The organism is Paraburkholderia sp. SIMBA_053 (assembly GCF_046534895.1).
Lineage (GTDB): Bacteria > Pseudomonadota > Gammaproteobacteria > Burkholderiales > Burkholderiaceae > Paraburkholderia > Paraburkholderia caledonica.
Window position 1 is genome coordinate 184207 of the sequence record NZ_JAWRXU010000004.1, and the last position, 17749, is coordinate 201955.

Genomic DNA, 17749 nt, shown 5'->3' on the forward strand with positions numbered 1-17749 from the left:
TCAGCGTTCAGTAAACGGGGCTGTCTTATTTAGTCAAACGCACGTAAACCCGCGTGCGGCTCGACGCTCGTGCGGAAGCCCGCAGCGCGGGCGTCCACAGACACGAGGCGGCACTACAGCGGCGCTCGCGTGGTCAATGGTGCATGTGCTTGCGGAAAAGGTCGTGTCTGAAAGTGTTGGATCGGCAGTTGTGCGAGCGTTGCGCTACGACACATATGACAAAAACGACGCAGCCGTGTGCAGCCCGGATGATCAGCCAGGCACCTCGATCACTTTCTCGTGAACCACGAGAAAGACTCTTTCGCCACTGGCGCGGCCGTCTTCGCGTGCGCCGCCGGTAAAGCTGCCGAATGCGGGCAATACGCCGTGTCGCGGGCCGAAACGAAAGCACGGCACGCGAACCGAGTCGTTGCGTGTTGCGATTCGATAGACGGGATGCAAATGGCCGGCGAGTGCATAAGCACCTTCGACATTCTGTGGGTGATGACACAACGCCCACGGTCCTATGCGCCAAGGCTCCTGCACATAGTCGACATTGAGTGTAGCGGGCAAGGCGCCCGCATGCCGGTCGTGATTGCCTTCAACCAGCACGACCCGCAAAGCCGCATGCCGGGCGCGCCAGACGTGCAACGCATTGAGCATTTCGTCGGCGTGTGCCTCGCGCGCATGCAGCAGATCGCCGAGAAATACGAGCGTGGTCGGTTCGAATTCGGCGATCAGAATGTCGAGGCGCATCAGGTTGTCGGCAGTCGAGCCGACTGGCACGGGAACGCCGCGCGCGCGGAATACCGCGTCCTTGCCAAAATGCGCGTCCGCAACGAAAAGGCAGCGCAGCGCGGGATCGAACGCGGCGCGCAAGCTCGACAGCACGAGTGCATGTCTGGCGATGTCGACCTGCAACGAAGCAGGCTTCATGTGCGAGCCGCCTTTTCCAGTTCCGCGAGCATTCGCTCGACGCGATCCGCGAGCTTCTCCGTGCTGACTTTTTCGCGTAAGCGTCCAACTATCAGCGGGAACGCAAACGGCGTTGGTTTTTTCGGGCGCGTGAGAACGAGGCGGCTTTCATTCATCCGTTCGAGCGCGGAGCGAATGCGTTTGGCGTCGAGTTCTTGCAATAGCACTTCGGCGTCTGCCTGATTGAGTAGTAAATTGCTGCTGTCGTGGTTGCGGAAGATATCGTAAAACAGGCCGCTGGAAGCCTGCAATTGCCGCGCGCTCTTCTGCTGGCCCGGATGTCCCTGGAATACCAGTCCTGACACCCGCGCAATTTCGCGGAAACGCCGTTTGGAGAGCTCCGACGAATTGAGGCTCGCAAGTATGTCGTGGTCGAGTTCTTCAGGGGACAGCAAACCGCTTTCGAGTTCCGCAGCCCAATCGAATGGTTGCGCGGACAACAGCTCGAAACCATAGTCGTTCATTGAAATGGAGAACGTGCCCGGTTTCTCTCGCGCCACTCTCCACGCGAGCAATGCGCCGAGACCGATATGCGCCGTGCGCCCCGCAAATGGATAACAGAAAAAGTGGTGCCCTTCGCGCGATTTCAGTACTTCTGCGACCAGCACGCCGGGCTCCGGCAACGCCGACCACCTCTGCTGCAATTCGAGCAGCGGTCGAACCGCGCGCATTTCCGGTTCGTTATAGATGCCGCCAGCGGCGCGCGCGAGCATTGTCAATGTCGCCTCGGCGAGTTCAGAGGAAAGCGGCATGCGGCTGCCCGCCCATTGGGGCATTGCACCGCGTCCAGACGTCGCGCGCTTGACCCATGCGGTCATGTCCTGCACCCGAATCAGTTCCAGCGCCCGTCCGCCAAAGGTAAAAATATCGCCCGGCTTAAGTCGCGAAACAAAAGACTCTTCTATTGCGCCGATGCGTCCGCCCGCGAGATAAGCGACATTCAGCGTGCCGTTTGCGACGATAGTGCCGACGTTGTTGCGATGCCGTCGCACGAGGTCCTCGCGTGGCACGCGGTAGAAGCCGTCGCTTTCGCGCACCACGCGATGATAGTCGGGATACGCTCGCAACGCGGTGCCGCCGCCCTCGACGAAGCCTAGTGCCCAATCGAATTCATTTTGCGTGAGATGCCGGTACGCATACGCGGTGCGAATTTCATCGTAAAGCTCACGCGCGTCGAAACCGCCGCCGATTGCCACGGTCACCAGGTGTTGAACCAGGACGTCGAACGGCTTTTCCGGCGTTTCGCGGCCCTCTATTTGCCGCTTTTCAACCGCTTCCCGCGCCGCGGCCGCTTCGACGAGTTCCAGCGCGTGCGTGGGCACGATCGTCACCCGCGACGGCCGCCCCGGCGCGTGGCCGGAGCGGCCGGCACGCTGCATCAAACGCGCGACGCCTTTGGGCGAGCCGATCTGAAATACACGCTCCACCGGCAGAAAGTCGACGCCCAGATCCAGGCTCGATGTACATACAACTACTTTTAACAAGCCGCTCTTCAAGCCGCGCTCGACCCACTCGCGGACTTCCTGATCGAGCGAGCCGTGATGCAATGCAATTGCACCCGCCCATTCGGGCCGCGCTTCGAGCAGTGCCTGATACCAGACCTCGCATTGCGAGCGGGTGTTCGTAAATACGAGCGACGTATGCGCTTCGCCAATGGCATCGGCGACCGCCTCGACCTGCCGCATGCCCATATGACCGCCCCACGGAAATCGTTCGATGGTCTCCGGAATAACCGTATCGACGATCAATGCTTTGGGCAGCTTGCCGTGCACGCTCACGCGCGGCGTTCTGACAGGCGCGAGGAGTACTTCGGCTGCGAAAGGAAGGTTGCCGAGTGTCGCCGACAAACCCCAAACCTGCAGTTCCGGTCTCCAGCGCGCGAGCCGCGCAAGCGCGAGTTGCGTCTGCGTGCCGCGCTTGTTGCCGAGCAACTCATGCCATTCGTCGACGATCACGAACTTTAAGTGCGACAGTACTTCGCGTGCGTCGGCTCGCGTCAGAATGAGCGACAGGCTCTCGGGTGTGGTGATCAGCGCGGACGGCATGCGCCGATTCTGCCGCGCACGTTCTGCGGACGATGTGTCGCCGGTTCGCAGACCCACTGTCCATGGCACGGCCAGTTCGGTTGCCGAGCTTTGCAGTGCACGCGCGGTGTCGGCCGCGAGTGCGCGCATCGGCGTGATCCAGAGAACCGTGAGTGGTTCGGGCTGAGTAACTGCCGCTCGTTTTCGGGTGACAGCGGGTGCGGGCGACGCGCTCGACGAAAGGGCGGCAAGCGCGCCGAACCATACGGCCCACGTCTTGCCCGCCCCGGTGGTTGCGTGCAGCAACCCACTCGCGCCTCGTTCCATTTCGCGCCAGACTTCGCGCTGAAAGTCGAAAGGCTGCCAGCCGCGCGCCTCGAACCACGCGTGAAGCTTGTCGGCGAAAGGGCGGCGCGCCGCATCTTCGTCGATGGCAAAAGGCAGCGGCTCGAATGCCGGCTCACGCGCGTCGAGCCGCGCCTGCTGCTCGCGGCTGCGCGGAATGCGTCGCGGCCGGGGCGCGCGACGCCGCTCCGGCATGGCCGTGGGCGGTGGAACTTCGCGGTTGTCGGGATCGGCCGGTTCACTCATCGGAAGCGCTCACTAGCATCGGGTTCGCATCGCAGCGATTCTTCGCAATGCAGCTTCTGTGTGGACCATGCATGTACCGTGCTGGTTCACCATATCCTCGCACTCCCACTTTGTGACCGTCCGTGATTAAATGCCGTGGCTTCACATGTGCGTTGATAACGGAGTCTACGGTGAATAACAAGCTCGCGTCGTTGCCTCGAGTGCCATTGCAAATTGCCGCTGCGCAGGCGCAACCGGTTTGCGGGGACGTGACGGCAAACATAGCAAAGACGGTCGAATTGACCGGTCGTGCCGCCGACCGCGGCGCAAGACTGGTGGTTTTTCCCGAGAAGTTCTTGAGCGGGTATGAACCCGGCCTGATTGCGGGCGACCCGTCGGAATACGCATTCGGTCAATTGGATTCGCGCCTCGACCCGATTCGCGAAGCATGTCGCCGGCACGCCATTGCGGCGATTGTCGGCGCGGCCACGCGCGACGCCGATGGACTGCACATCTCATCGCTCGTGTTCGATCGTCGCGGCGAAGACGTCGAGTCTTACCACAAGCAGTATCTGTATAAAAGCGAAGCGGAAATCTACCGTGCAGGCACGCAAGGCTGCATGCTGGAACTGGACGGATGGCGGCTCGCGCTCGGCGTGTGCTACGACTCCGGCTTTCCCGAACATGCACGTCATGCGGCTGTGAGCGGTGCGCATGCCTATCTGGTCAGCGGACTATTCAGCGTCAAGTCCGGCTATCACCAGTCACGTATCTGGTTCCCTGTACGCGCGTTCGACAACACAATGTATGTTCTCTTGTCCAACCATATCGGTACCACCGGCGGCTGGGATACGTGTGGCGCGAGCGCGATCTGGAGTCCGTATGGCGACGTGATTGCAGAAGCCGGTCGCGAGCGGGAAGAAGTGATTAGTGCTTTACTCGACCCTGCGGTTCTTGCCGATGTCCGGAAACGCGAAACGGCACTTGCGGACTTCGTCGCGCATGTCGACGCGCCGACGCTCGACCATGCAATAAGGCGGATAGACTGACGGCACGCAGCAGTCGTTGCGCTAGAATGATCTGTACTACCCATCTGGAGATTCGTTTTGAAATCTATCGTTGCTCTGCTCGCTGCCACTGTACTTTCGTCCACCGCAATGGCCGCCGCTCCGGCTACGGAGAAGCTGCCTTCAGGCGTGATCGTCGAGCACCTCGTGCAGGGTACCGGCGCGCAGCCCGCGGCCACCGATGTCGTCAAGGTCAACTATCGTGGCACGCTTGCCAATGGCACTGAATTCGACGCTTCCGCAAAGCACGGCGGCGCCGCGACATTCCCGCTCAACCGTGTGATTCCGTGCTGGACGCAGGGCGTTCAGACCATGAAAGTGGGCGGCAAGGCCAAATTGACCTGCCCAGCCGCTACCGCCTACGGTAGCCGCGGTGTGGGCGTTATTCCGCCGAACAGCGACTTGACGTTTGAAGTCGAGCTGGTCGACATAGTGAAATAAGGCGGCGCACAATGCGCTGAAAAACAGACCCCGCTACGGATAACGCAGCGGGGTTTTTTTATGGCATGGCATTGGGGCAATGCCAGTTGGCGCACGCGGACAGGAAAACATCATCGAACAATAAGAAAGAATACCGGCAAGCGGCGACATGCTTTTAAGTCGGCGCCCACTCGCTCGTTTACCAATGCTGTTGTTGTCATTCATCGTGCATGAGGAGCGTATGCCATGAACATCGACTTCCACTACGGCGTGGTCTATATCGTTGCCCGAGTCGGCGGGATGACGCCCAGCGAGGCGCTGACTGTCGCCCATGCCTGCCAGTATGTCGACGACGCAACCACGCCGGGCATCCTCCGTTTCCAGGGCGGAGAAACGTTCGAGCGCTTCGCCACCGCCCATAAGACGTTCGACTACGCCAACACCGAGAACGACCAGAACCGGCTCGTATGGGCGCCGTTCCATTTTCTGCCGGCAGGAGTGGGCGCAACGCTGGAGGAAAAAGCCGTGTGCCGTGCGGACAGCGCAGTCGCGCGCGAGGTCGTGCGGCGAGCCATCCGTCAGCGCGGCGCGGAGATGGGCTTGCATCGTCTCGGCGTCACGCTTCATACGTATGTCGATACATGGGCGCATCAGGGATTTGCCGGTATCGAAAGTCCGGGGAACCGGGTTCATTCACTCGTGGCGCAGGATTGCACGCGTCATGGCTGGCTTGCCAACCTCACGCTCGCGATGCAGCACCTGATCCAGCACGTCGAGGAAGACGTTCTTACGCTTGCCCTACCCGTCGGACACGGTGCTGCCTTGCACTATCCGGATCAGCCGTGGGCAAAGTGGCACTACATCGACGGCCGCAACACGCTGATACAGAGACATAACCTGCCCGAGTTCGTCGCGGCCGCGGATATGGCGTGCCGTGCGGTGCGCGCGTACGTTGCCGGGCGAGAAGACTTTGAAAACGAAGCGGGGCTGCCGGAAAACGTCAAAGAGGCCGTGACGGAATTGCTCGATACCAACCGGATCATGGACGACAACGAGCGCCTGCGCGCTGTCTGCGAGGTAGTCAGAAACGGCGGTATTCCCGGCTTGAGAGAGTCCATTCCCGATTACGTCCCCAAGGGCGTCGGCTCATGGAAATACAAAGCCACCGGTCTTCGTTCTGAAGACGACTCCGGCGACAAACCGGTATGGACCGAGGCATTCGAAAAGAGCGATTACCGGCTCTTTCACGACGCCGTCAAACAGCACCGTTTTTTGACGACCCAGGAGATTCTGCCTGCCTATGGCCTGCGGATTGCCTGACGCGCATCGCTTTTTAAAGCTCACGTTTGGGAGGCTGACCTGCGCGCTGGACACGCGTAAAACGGCACCGCAAGACAAGTAACGCATGGTTACCGGCCAAAGCGGCGTTAAAAAACGAACTGGAAGGCTTTGAATATTCGAATGCTTGCCTATAGTAGAAGCGAGTACTGCCGCGACGCATAGTGGCGGCTCTTTCTTTATATAGGTAACGGGGTACCGACATGACGCCATCGAATGCTGCGATCTATCAGTCGCAGACTTGCACGCCCGAGTCGTTGCGAACACTGGCCGGCTACCTGGAACTCGCGCTCGACGAGGGGGAAAGCGTGGTCCTGATGCGGATAGGTACGCAGGTACGCAGCGTTTATGTCGGCGATCCGTCCGGCGTTTTCGAGGACCTGCGGGACGAAGGCGTCATACCTGCCCAGCAGGCGGACGAGATCCTGGCGTTGACGAGAATCGGCCTCAACCGGATCACCGCCGACGACCAGCAGTACCGCTTCTTGCGCGGCGTCAGATACATTGCCGACCGTCAGGTTGCTGTGTTTACGCCGATATGATTTGTGCTGCAACAATTGGAAATATAAAGAGAAGGCGAATAGCAGAAAGAAGTAAGCCGATAGGGAGACCAAAAAAGATCGAGGGCAAAGAACGAAAGCTCGAAAAAGGCGTCTATTGAGTGCATCGAAGAAAAGTTTCGTACTCCGGCACGCATAGCGGAAATAAACTCGGGTTTTTACGGCCACTCGACTATGCCTTTCTGACGCTATTCATGGCATAGTTCGATCGATTACCACATAAGGAGCAATTCAATGCCCACGTTAGAGCAGATCCAGGCAAAGCTTAAGAAGCTCCAGGCGCAAGCTGACATCCTGATTGCAAGGAAAGCACAAGTCGCAATCGACCAGATCCGCGACCTGATGCTCAAGCACGGCCTGACCACCGCAGATATCGAAGCCAAAGCAAAAGCGCGGCGCGAAGCCAATCGTCTTAATGGCAATAGTGGAAGCGGCAAGGCAAAGCTTGCAGTTGCCGGCCAGAAAGTACCCAAGTATCGCGATCATAAAACAGGCGCGACCTGGACCGGACACGGTCGCGCGCCGGGTTGGATTGTCAGTGCGAAAGACCGAAGCGTGTTTCTGATCGACGGTGCAAGCGAATCGAACGGATTCACGAAGCTTGTCGCTAGTGGCGCGAAAGGCAAAGGTCAGCCCAAAGGCGCGCAACCGCCCAAGTATCGTCATCCCACCACTGGTGCGACGTGGAGCGGACGCGGCCCTGCGCCCGCATGGCTCGCATCGGTTAAGGATCGCACGAGGTTCCTGATAGACAGCAGTGCAGCACCGGCGTCTGGCGCCGCCAGCCAGAAAACGGCAGGCAAGGCGAAGTCGGCAGCCACGAGCGGCGTTGTCAGTAAAAAGGCCGCCGCGAAAAAAGTCGTGGCGAAAAAGGCGAAGGCGGGAGCGCAATCGATAACGGCCAAAACAGCCGCTGTAAAAAAGTCAGCCGCGAAGAAAGTTACTGCGCGAAAGGCGACCGCAAAAAAGGCCGCGAAAAAGATTGCAACAAACGCCGGAACGAAAGCTGCAACGAAAGCCGCTAGCAAGGCACCAGGCCGCAAGAGGGCGGCAAAAGCGGAAACGGCAGCAGTAAGCGCGTCCGCACCGGTCGCTTCCACCGTGCAAGCCGGCGCATAAGCGTATTGGAATAACGAAGTACATGACCAACGCGCTCCAATCATCCCAGCAGGAGGACCAGGTTCTTCTGCTGGACTCAGTTCCTCATCCCGCAGACGACGCTGCCGAACCGTTCATTGTCGCGAGCGACCGCCGTGTGATTCTCGCTTATCCCATTGCGGAGTCCGACTTCGAACGGTTTGGTCCATTCGATCCGGACGACGACCCTTTCTGCACGGTGCTGTTTCCCGACACCACGTTTCATCGACTTGGGCCGCCGGGCGAGCACGATATGCAGATTCACCCGCTTGCGTCGCAAGGCCTCGCTGCTTTCTCGGTCCACGAAGTCATCAATTCGTCTCTCGTCGAAGAGCTTTCCGCAGTTTCGTCACCGGAACTCACGAGGCGCCATTTCGTCATTACGTTTCAGCAATCGACGTTCGAATGTGTGGCCTCTGATTACACCGTGGTCGGCGTATATGGCGCGGCGGAGATCGCCAGCCGCGAAGCATTTGCGCTGGTGCGGTAGGCAAATCGACCGCAGTGTCCATAAGCGTGCGGCGCGGCTCACCATTCTTCGCGCTAGTTGCCCGGATCGACTACAGGCCGGTCCGGGTCCGCAAGCGTTTTATACGGCAGTCTTGCGGCGTGGGGATTACTGGTCGTGTCGTCGATCACGCGTTCAACGTCGGCGGTTTTCGCGAGTTCGGAAAGGAATGTCTGCTTGTCGAAGCTTGCAGCAACGCAACCCTGCACATAAATAAAACGGCGTTGCAACGTGAGCCACAACGCCGACTGTTCGCGCCAATGCGTAGCGGTATTGATATTGGCCAGACGCCGCTGTACGGCTTCGGCGATTTCAGCGTCGTACAAATAGGCGTTCGATAAACGGCAGCGGCCTTCTATCCAGCAACTGTTGCCGCGCTCGATGCGGTAATGACTTTCGTCCAGCCATTCCTGTTCGGTTTCGAGCGGTCCCAGCGGCACTGGGCATCCGTCAATCGCTTTAGATATCTGAAAGAACGGATCGTGTCCGCGATTAATACGCTCTTCCTGGCCGTGGGCGCCGGGCGAAAATGAAGCCAACGCTGACGCCAGCGTCACCCACATACATAACGCCGCGCATTGCAATGCACTGGCGGGCATCCGCATTAATCGTCTCATTGTCTTTGTCTCCACTCCGTGTACAGCGGGACATCGTTTCGTATTAACGGCCCGCGCGCCGGTTCTCAACCGCGAACTTGATCAATTCGGCCTGACCTTCGATATCGAGCTTGCGCTTCAAATTCAGACGATGCGTCTCCACAGTACGCACCGACAGATCATTGCGCTGAGCGATCTGCTTGCTCGACAAGCCCTCGGCGAGTGCATCGAGAATATCCCGTTCGCGCGGCGTAAGCCGCTCGACCGGCGATTGCATGGCCGACGCATGAATCAGGCGGGCGCCGAGTCCCGCGCTGAAATACGTCTTGCCGTCGAGCACTGCGCCGATCGCCTGAATGATTTCGGTCGCCGGTGAGTCCTTCAGTACATAACCGCTCGCGCCTGCACGCACGGCCTGCGTGACGTATTCGAGGTTGTCGTGCATGGACAGCATCAATACTCGAATTGCGGGAAAGCGCTCATGGAACATGCCGGCGAGCGCAATGCCGTTCATTCCGTTCATGCCGACGTCCATCAACACGAGGTGAGGTTCATGACTCTCCGCGAGCGCAAGTGCTTCCTGCGCATTGCCCGCTTCGCCGACAACCTCGATGTTGCGCACGGCTTCGAGCCGCGCGCGCAGACCGTCGCGTACGAGTGGGTGATCGTCGACCAGGATAAGGCGGGCCGCTGCGTGCGATATGTCGTTCATAAAGAGGTCTCCTGCAGGCTCCGGGTAGGAAGCTCCGTGGTGCCGATGCCGAGCGGCACGCGCGCCGTGACCAGTGTGTGGCCGGGCTGGGAACTGAGTGCAAGCGTTCCCCCTAGTGCTTCTACGCGCTCGCGCATGTTGCGCAGGCCCACGCCTGAGCGGCGGCCAACGAAGGCGTGCGTAACGTCGAAACCCGAGCCGTTGTCCGCGATTGTCAGTGTGACCGCGTCGTGGGCGATTTCCAATGCGAGCGCCGCGCTCGATGCGTGCGCGTGACGCACAATGTTGGTCAGCGCTTCCTGCGCGATACGAAACAGCACCGTGTTGACCGCATCGGGCAGAGCCGGCGCATGAGTGTGCGCAATTTGCGTGAAGCCGATTTCAATTCCCGACTGTTCGCTCAGTTCGCGGGTGAGTTGTTCGATGGCTGCCGCGACGCCAAGGTCGTCGAGCATCGACGGACGCAGCGCATGGGATATGCGGCGCACTTCACGCAAGGTATCGCCGAGACGCGTGAGACTCGTGGAAAGCGCGGCTTCGGCGGCGGGCACGCGGGTTTCGCTGCGTTCGAAGCGAGCAAGCGCGGATTCGAGCAGCAGTTTCACCGACACCATCATCTGGCTAATGCCGTCGTGCAATTCACGCGAAAGCCGCGCGCGTTCGTTCTCCTGCGACTCGACAACCTGTTGCGCAAGCCGCTTCAGTTTCGCGTCCGCGCTGCGATATTCGGTGACGTTGAGCACGAGCGCACACAGTGCAATCGCGGCGAGCCCGGCCAGTGCGATCGCGTCGATCCACATCATGGTGCGGTCGATATTCATCGCCGCCCGTTCGTCGATATGCGCGAGCGTTGTGTCGACGTCGTCGAGATAAATACCTGTGCCGATCATCCAGCCCCAGCGTTCGAGCGGCACGACGTAGCCGAGTTTTGACGCCAGTTTGCCCGTCGACGGACGATGCCACAGGTAACGCACATAGCCGCCGCCTTGCGCCGCCGCGGCGAGCAATTTGCGGATCGTCGGCACGCCTTGCGGATCGCGCAATTCCGATAGATCGCGCCCGACGAGGTCCGGTTCGCGCGGATGCATCAGCGAGCGGCCGTGCATGTCGTAGACAAAGAAATAACCGTCTTTGCCGAAATCCATCTTTTCAAGGATGTCGAGCGCTCGCGTGCGGCGCAGTGCATCGTCGCGCGCATTGTCCTGGCTTGCTTCATAAAGCGGTGCGATTGCGGAAGTGGCCAACTCCACGTAATGCTTGAGCTCGATCTCCTTGCTGGTCATGTACGCAGCCTGGGTCGTCGCGTGCTGCGTTTGCGCAAGCGCGGTCGCTTCGCGGCGCACACCGATTTCGATGCTGGCAATAGCCGCGAGAAATGGCACGATCGCCAGCAGAACAATCTTGGCTTTGAGTTTCATCGTTGAAAAAACGGCCGGTAGGCTACGTAGTAATACGTAGCCGGCTTACGTAGTTGCGCGCTTGTGAGGACGCTTACGAAGGCGAATACTACATCCCCGCGGCGTTCTGCGTCTTTGCGGGCCGTTTTCGCCCTCATGCCGCCGCGCATTTCGTATGAACGTTTGTGCCGGGCCCTGTTAATGCTGCGCCTGACAGGCGTTAGCAGCGCGCAAAGGCAAACCCGGTTTGGCACCCGGGGTATTGCAAACAGATGCCCGGTGCCGGCTTTCCGCGTGCCGGACCACAAGTCCGGATGCGTGGTGTCAATAATAGATCTAGGAGAAGTACATGGAGACCTCCCCCACCGCCGGCCGGTCATGGCTATGGCTCATTCTTTTGCTCCCGTACGTCGCGTTGCTGTGGTTGCCGTTCTATAACGACACGCGTCCGTCGTTCGCCGGTTTTCCGTTCTTTTACTGGTATCAGTTCTTGTGGGTGCCGTTGACCTCGCTACTGATTTACGTCGTGTATCGAGGTGTCAAATGAACGATCTGAATCCCGTCAATCCGGTGGCGATGACCGTCTTCATCGCGTTCTTTGTTCTCGTTACGGTGATTGGCTTCTTCGCGGCGCGCTGGAAGCGCGGCGACCTCACGCAATTGCATGAGTGGGGGCTTGGTGGCCGGCAGTTCGGTACGGTGATTTCGTGGTTCCTGGTGGGCGGAGACTTCTACACCGCATACACGGTGATCGCGGTTCCTGCGCTCGTGTATTCCGTCGGTGCCTATGGTTTCTTCGCGCTGCCGTATACGATCATCGTTTACCCGTTCGTGTTCGCTGTCATGCCGAAACTGTGGAAAGTCGCGCATGCGAAAAACCACATCACGGCAGCGGACTACGTGCACGGTGAATACGGCGGCAAGTGGTTTCCGGCCGCTGTCGCGCTGACCGGCATTGTCGCGACCATGCCGTATATCGCGTTGCAACTGGTCGGCATGCAAGTAGTGATCAAGGGGCTTGGCGTGACCGGCGAATTGCCGCTGATCGTCGCGTTCGTGATCCTCGCGCTCTATACGTATGCGAGCGGCTTGCGTGCTCCGGCGATGATCGCATTTGTGAAGGACATCATGATCTATATCGTCGTGATTGCGGCGGTGTGGCTGATTCCCGCGAAGCTCGGCGGCTATGCGCATGTGTTCGACGCAGCCGATACGTACTTCAGGGCAAAGGGCGGCGCGACCGGCATCATCCTCAAGCCGACGCAATTCACGGCTTATGCATCGCTCGCGCTGGGTTCCGCTCTCGCCGCGTTCATGTATCCGCATACGATGACGGCGGTGCTGTCTTCTTCATCGGCGACTACGGTCCGCAAGAATGCGATTTTCCTGCCGGCGTATACGTTATTGCTGGGTCTGATCGCGTTGCTCGGCTACATGGCGATTGCGGCCGGCGTGCATGTGAAGTCGGCGTCGGACATTGTGCCGACCCTCTTTGGCACCCTGTTCCCGTCGTGGTTCGTCGGTTTCGCCGCGGCGGCGATCGCGATCAGCGCGCTGGTTCCGGCAGCGATCATGTCGATCGGTGCGGCCAACCTGTTCACGCGCAATTTGTGGCGTCCGCTGGTGTCGCCGAACATCACGCCGGAGGCCGAGGCGTCGAACGCGAAGATCGTGTCGTTGGTGGTGAAGTTCGGCGCGCTGCTGTTTATCGTGTTCCTGCCCACGCAATATGCAATCGACCTGCAATTGCTCGGCGGCGTGTGGATCCTGCAGATATTCCCGGCTATCGTGTTCTCGTTGTACACGCGTCGCCTGAATACGCCGGGCCTGTTCGCCGGCTGGCTCGTGGGTATCGTGTTGGGCACGGCACTCGCAATTTCGCAGGGGCTCAAGCCGGTGTTTGCGTTGCATCTCGGCGATGCTGTGTACCCAATCTATATCGGCCTCATCGCACTGGTGGTGAACATTGTCGTGACGTTTGTCGTCTCTGCCGTGTCGCCGCGCCGGGTGGCAGTTAGCGCCTGATCGTCCAGTTGCTGTTCAGCTTGGCAGACGCCGCGAGCCGTAAGGCCCGCGGCGTTTTTGCTTGATCGAAAGAACGAAGCGCAGCCTGCAGCAAACGCGCTAGACCAATACTTCGACCGATTGCATGGCCCGGCGAATGTCGCCCGTTCGGGCCCACGATTCGTCGCGAATCGTTTCGATCAGGCAATCGATAAAGCATCGCGACGCGGCATCGGCCGGCTCGCCAGTGCGCACTATGACGCCGACGGTGGACTCATCGAGTTCGTCCCGCAACGGGATCGGACACAGACCGTCACGCGCCGCACAAAGCTCGACAAGAGGCCAGGGAAAAATGCTGAGCATGTCCGTGCGCTTGAGCAGCGCGACCGCGACAGTCAGCGAGTGCAGATAGTGAATACTGCGTGGCTCGGGAAACGCGCGGCGGCCGAATATCTGATACGGCGCTTGCGCGTCGGTTTCAGGGTCCAGCGCGACGAGCCAGTCGGCGTCGCGCAATTCCGCCAGCGAGCGGCACTCCGCACACGGATGATCGTGCCGCGCCACGACTGCGCGACTCGATGCGAATAGCGGTTGATAGGTGAAGTCGCAACTTGTCGCGCCCGGTGCCTGTCGGCCCACATAAATGTCGAGACTGCCGTCGCGTAAGCGCGGTGTCGCGATCGCCAATAAGCCTTCGAATAGCTCCAGCTGAATGGTCGGCATCTTCGCGCGAAACCGGGCCACTGTTTCCGGCAGAAAGGTAAGCGCGACCCATGCAGTCACGGCGATGGACAGACGCCCGCCTGGCTCCCCGCGTATTGCGTTCATGGCTTGCTGCGCACGCTTCATTTGCGCGGCCACGAGTCGCGCGTGCAAGAGGAGGGTTTGTCCTGATGCCGTAAGCGTCACGCCGGAAGATGTGCGCACAACGAGTTGCATGCGTACCGCTTCTTCCAGTTGTTGAATGCATTGCGTGACGGCGGCCGGCGATGAATCGAGCACTCGCGCGGCGCCCCTGACACTGCCCGCATCCGCAATGGCGATGAGAGCGCGTAGCTGATGAATTTTCATTATGTTGTCCAGCGGTTTGTGCGGGACGTGGCGAAGCGTTTGCCGTTGCTTTACGCGTTCACCAACGCGACCCATTCTCAGAAGTGCTATGCCGGAATATCTTGGAGGCACGAATACGGCGTTGCAGTGCCGGCCTGTTCTCCCCGCTTTAACCAGATCAGATATACGGAGTACTTAAGGTAAATGAAGATTCGGTAAATGCATAAAACAAGCTGAATTTCGGTTGATGTGTAATGCTTATCATAGGAGCGTAGCGATGACTCAGCAAGTCTCGGTATTGCCGGCGAGCCGTTCGCACGCAAAGTCACGCTCTGCGTCTCGCAGCGCACCGTCGCACCATGCGCACAATTCGGGGGTGATAGCGCAAAGTCCAGATCATGGAAACGTTGCGCGCGCATCGTCTTTCGATCTGCTCACGGGCGTGTACGACCGCGCCTGCGCAGCGAGGCGCGCGGGACATTTGCTTGCGGCTGCGAAGGCGGGAGACGTTGCGATGCTGGTCGTCAACCTCGACGGCTTCAGCAGAATCAACGACATTGCCGGCTATGATCTCGGCGACCGGCTCCTGCGCCGCGTTGCTCAGCGGCTTGCAAGCTCCATCTCTGAGGACGAGTTGCTCGCCCGTATCGGCGGCGACGAGTTCGTGATCGTGATGCATAGGTTCGGCGATGTGTCGAGGCTGACCCGATTCGCGCAGCAAGTGCTCGCGTCGTTCGGCGAGCCATTTGTGATTGCCGGGCGCGAGTATCGCGTGAGTGCATCGGTGGGCGCTGCGGTCTCCGGCGACGATGCGCGCAATGCGGCTTCCCTGATGCGTGACGCCGGGGCCGCGATGCGCCACGCGAAGCGATGCGGTCGCGGCACCGTGTGCTTCTTCACCGGCGAGATGCGGGAAGGCGTGCAGCGCCGATTTGCGATCGAAGGTCTGTTGCACCATGCACTCGCCCGCGGCGAATTCAGACTTGCCTATCAGGTGGTAGTGGATGCGACGTCACGCAAGACGATAGGCGTCGAGGCGCTGGCGCGGTGGACGAGCAACGAACTTGGCGACGTTCCACCCGCCGAGTTCATTCCGGTTGCGGAACAGGCCGGGTTGATGGAAAGCATCGGCGATTGGGTGTTGGAGATGGCATGCGCACAGGCTGCGGACTGGCGCTGGAGTATCGCGCCGGACATCGCTGTCTCGGTGAATATTTCGCCGTCGCAATTCAGCGAGCGTCTGGTGCGACATGTCGCTGCATGTCTCGACAACAGCGGTCTCGAGCCTTCGGCGCTGCAACTCGAAATCACCGAGGGCATGCAACTGCCCGATGACGCGGCCGTGCGCTCTACCACTGCGGCGCTTGCGAAGCTGGGCGTCAAGCTGGTAATCGACGACTTCGGCACCGGTTACGCATCGATGTCATACCTGAAGCGGTTCCCGGTGGATAGCCTGAAGATCGACCGGTCAATCGTTGCGGGTTTGCCGCGCGATGCAGATTCGGTGGCGATCACGCATGCGCTCGTGACAATGGCGCACGCGTGCAATATGCGCGTAACGGCGGAAGGCGTGGAAACCGAAGCGCAGGCCGTTACATTGCGCGAAATAGGTTGCGACGCGCTGCAAGGCTATCTGTTCAGCCGTCCATGCAACGCTGCAGAATGCGCGGCCGGATTGTCGCGGCGGCCTGTGCGAATGAAGAACTGCCACGTGCATAAGTGATCCTAACTAAAAAAGTAGCGTTTTCTACCATGGCTTCTAGAATCAATTTTATAAAAACGACGAGATCGAGTGCCCGTCGCACGGGCGGTGTTGCACTAATGAGGAGAGAGACTATGTGCGATGCAGAAGTCGCTGCTGTGTTGCTGAACCGTTGCACGCTTCAGCCATTGGACGAACCGGAGCCGTCTTACCTCGGCATACTGCGGGAAGGAAATCTGACGTTCAAACACGAGCATGGCTTCGTGGGCTTGCGCGATATTCCCGATAGCGACGCGTGCCGTACCGAGTCGCTGATTTTTGCCGACGGCTCGCGTGCGTTGCGGGTTAGCGCGGCTGAGAGCGAAGGTGGCTGGACCCACTGGGCGGCCTTGCAACCGCTGCACTGAGTCCGGCGGCCCAATGGTGGCGCAGATAAAAGCGAGCGGCAATGACGCCGCTCGCGCTCGCCGTTAGAACCGGTCAACTCTGAACGGCCGCGGGTCCACCAGCGTTTGCTCTCCGGTCATCATTTCGGCGATGAGGCGGCCTGTCACTGGCCCCAGCGTGAGTCCGTGATGCGCGTGGCCGAATGCGAACCACAAGCCCTGATGTTTTCCAGCGCGCCCGATCACCGGCATCATGTCGGGCGTGCAAGGCCGCGCGCCCATCCACGGTTGATCGTCGACACGTTGGTCCAGTGGGAACAGCGTGCGCGCAATCGGTTCGACAGCGGCGAGTTGCGTGGGCGTTTTCGGCGCGTCGCGCAGCGCAATTTCGGCGCCCGTCGTCAAGCGGATGCCGCGCGCCATTGGCGCAAGCAGATAGCCGTTTTCCACGTCGAGCACCGGATGATTGAGGCGTGCCCCAGCCCTTGGCGAATAGTGCATGTGATAGCCGCGCTTGACGCCGAGCGGCAGCGAGTACCCGAGCCTCGAAGTGAGAACGTCCGACCACGGCCCGAGTGCGACGACCACCGAAGAGGCCGCGATAGTCCCCTCGTCTGTCGCCACCTCCCATCCATTGCGAAGCGTGTTCGCATCGCCGGTGAAGATGCGTCCGCCGAGTGTCTCGAAGTACTTGGCGTAGGCCGTGACGAGTGCGTTCGGATCGCTCACCGAATCGGCTTGCGTGTAGCGCAAGCCACCTTGCAATGCCTTGTCGAGATCGGGTTCGGCCTGCTGCAATCGAGCCGCGTCGAGCGTTTCGAATTCGACGCCATATTCGCGGCGCCATTGCTCCGCAAGACGTATTTCCGCGTCTTGGGCCGCATTACTTCGAAACACCTTGATCCAGCCGGTGGGCCGAAGCAATGCACTCGCGCCTGCGCTTGCGGCCAACTCGCGGTGCTCGCTAATGCAGTGTTCGATGAGCGTCGAGTACGACTTCGCGATTGCAGCGTGTTTCGCGGGCTCGGAATTGCGCCAGTACTTCCACAGAAACGGCGCGGCGTGGAACAGCGCATCGCCATGGTAGCGAACGTCGAGCGACTGGTTGCGCGCGTACCGAAGCAGGGCGCCGAGTCCGCGTGGGAACGCATACGGATAGACGCCTTCGCGCTGGATCAGGCCTGCGTTGCCAAACGAAGTCTCATTGCCGGGCAGCTTGCGATCGACCAGCGCGACCTGACGGCCGCGTTGTTGCAGATGCACGGCGACGCACACGCCGACAATGCCTGCGCCTAACACTACGGTATCGAATTTGATTGCAGTC

The 17749-nt window shown here is 60.1% G+C and carries 17 protein-coding genes; 10 read left to right on the forward strand and 7 right to left on the reverse strand.

From position 1 onward, the window contains the following. Positions 1 to 252 precede the first annotated feature (252 nt). Positions 253 to 915, reverse strand: a complete 663-nt coding sequence (gene pdeM / locus SB753_RS15895) for a ligase-associated DNA damage response endonuclease PdeM (protein WP_310069069.1) — start codon at positions 913 to 915, stop codon at positions 253 to 255. Further along, positions 912 to 3569 (reverse strand): ligase-associated DNA damage response DEXH box helicase, encoded by a 2658-nt coding sequence (locus tag SB753_RS15900; protein ID WP_410800658.1) that lies wholly within the window; start codon positions 3567 to 3569, stop codon positions 912 to 914. The genes pdeM and SB753_RS15900 overlap by 4 nt, the downstream gene beginning before the upstream one ends. A gap of 170 nt (positions 3570 to 3739) precedes the next feature. Between SB753_RS15900 and SB753_RS15905 the strand changes: the two genes are divergently transcribed. The 6 genes from SB753_RS15905 (at position 3740) to SB753_RS15930 (ending at position 8560) form a co-directional block, all read left to right on the forward strand. Then, positions 3740 to 4597, forward strand: a complete 858-nt coding sequence (locus tag SB753_RS15905; RefSeq protein ID WP_410800660.1) for a carbon-nitrogen hydrolase family protein — start codon at positions 3740 to 3742, stop codon at positions 4595 to 4597. 57 nt (positions 4598 to 4654) lie between these two features. Beyond that, positions 4655 to 5056: an FKBP-type peptidyl-prolyl cis-trans isomerase gene (locus SB753_RS15910; RefSeq protein ID WP_020068186.1), complete on the forward strand. Its 402-nt coding sequence runs from the start codon at positions 4655 to 4657 to the stop codon at positions 5054 to 5056. 225 nt (positions 5057 to 5281) lie between these two features. After that, positions 5282 to 6355: a DUF6765 family protein gene (locus SB753_RS15915; protein WP_020068187.1), complete on the forward strand. Its 1074-nt coding sequence runs from the start codon at positions 5282 to 5284 to the stop codon at positions 6353 to 6355. A gap of 221 nt (positions 6356 to 6576) precedes the next feature. Then, a complete protein-coding gene (locus tag SB753_RS15920) occupies positions 6577 to 6915 on the forward strand; it encodes a hypothetical protein (RefSeq protein ID WP_087753905.1) in 339 nt (112 codons plus the stop codon). Positions 6916 to 7167: 252 nt separating this feature from the next. Further along, on the forward strand, positions 7168 to 8052 hold the full coding sequence (locus SB753_RS15925) for an H-NS family nucleoid-associated regulatory protein (protein ID WP_410800662.1): 885 nt from the start codon (positions 7168 to 7170) through the stop codon (positions 8050 to 8052). A 22-nt stretch (positions 8053 to 8074) separates the two neighbouring features. Continuing rightward, complete coding sequence (locus SB753_RS15930; protein WP_410800664.1) at positions 8075 to 8560, forward strand: hypothetical protein; 486 nt, start codon at positions 8075 to 8077, stop codon at positions 8558 to 8560. 53 nt (positions 8561 to 8613) lie between these two features. Here SB753_RS15930 and SB753_RS15935 read toward each other — a convergent pair whose 3' ends face one another. The 3 genes from SB753_RS15935 to SB753_RS15945 form a co-directional block, all read right to left on the reverse strand. Continuing rightward, complete coding sequence (locus tag SB753_RS15935; protein ID WP_410801048.1) at positions 8614 to 9141, reverse strand: hypothetical protein; 528 nt, start codon at positions 9139 to 9141, stop codon at positions 8614 to 8616. 97 nt (positions 9142 to 9238) lie between these two features. Continuing rightward, complete coding sequence (locus SB753_RS15940; RefSeq protein WP_410800666.1) at positions 9239 to 9886, reverse strand: response regulator; 648 nt, start codon at positions 9884 to 9886, stop codon at positions 9239 to 9241. Continuing rightward, complete coding sequence (locus SB753_RS15945) at positions 9883 to 11304, reverse strand: cache domain-containing protein (protein WP_087753900.1); 1422 nt, start codon at positions 11302 to 11304, stop codon at positions 9883 to 9885. Before SB753_RS15945 ends, SB753_RS15940 begins: the two co-directional genes overlap by 4 nt. A 328-nt stretch (positions 11305 to 11632) precedes the next feature. Here SB753_RS15945 and SB753_RS15950 point away from each other — a divergent pair, with 328 nt between their 5' ends. Together SB753_RS15950 and mctP are read left to right on the forward strand one after the other, a co-directional pair. Then, positions 11633 to 11830 (forward strand): DUF3311 domain-containing protein, encoded by a 198-nt coding sequence (locus SB753_RS15950; RefSeq protein ID WP_110404245.1) that lies wholly within the window; start codon positions 11633 to 11635, stop codon positions 11828 to 11830. Further along, entirely contained in the window at positions 11827 to 13308 is a 1482-nt protein-coding gene (mctP, locus tag SB753_RS15955; protein WP_410800668.1) for a monocarboxylate uptake permease MctP, read from the forward strand. The genes SB753_RS15950 and mctP overlap by 4 nt, the downstream gene beginning before the upstream one ends. A 99-nt stretch (positions 13309 to 13407) precedes the next feature. On the opposite strand, the gene SB753_RS15960 is transcribed toward mctP, so the two are convergent. Beyond that, on the reverse strand, positions 13408 to 14358 hold the full coding sequence (locus tag SB753_RS15960) for a LysR substrate-binding domain-containing protein (RefSeq protein ID WP_310069091.1): 951 nt from the start codon (positions 14356 to 14358) through the stop codon (positions 13408 to 13410). Positions 14359 to 14614: 256 nt separating this feature from the next. Here SB753_RS15960 and SB753_RS15965 point away from each other — a divergent pair, with 256 nt between their 5' ends. Together SB753_RS15965 and SB753_RS15970 are read left to right on the forward strand one after the other, a co-directional pair. Beyond that, positions 14615 to 16060 (forward strand): putative bifunctional diguanylate cyclase/phosphodiesterase, encoded by a 1446-nt coding sequence (locus tag SB753_RS15965; RefSeq protein ID WP_410800670.1) that lies wholly within the window; start codon positions 14615 to 14617, stop codon positions 16058 to 16060. Positions 16061 to 16173: 113 nt separating this feature from the next. Next, positions 16174 to 16446, forward strand: a complete 273-nt coding sequence (locus SB753_RS15970) for a hypothetical protein (RefSeq protein ID WP_410800672.1) — start codon at positions 16174 to 16176, stop codon at positions 16444 to 16446. Positions 16447 to 16509: 63 nt separating this feature from the next. Here SB753_RS15970 and SB753_RS15975 read toward each other — a convergent pair whose 3' ends face one another. Next, a complete protein-coding gene (locus SB753_RS15975; protein ID WP_410801050.1) occupies positions 16510 to 17742 on the reverse strand; it encodes an NAD(P)/FAD-dependent oxidoreductase in 1233 nt (410 codons plus the stop codon). Positions 17743 to 17749: the final 7 nt, after the last annotated feature.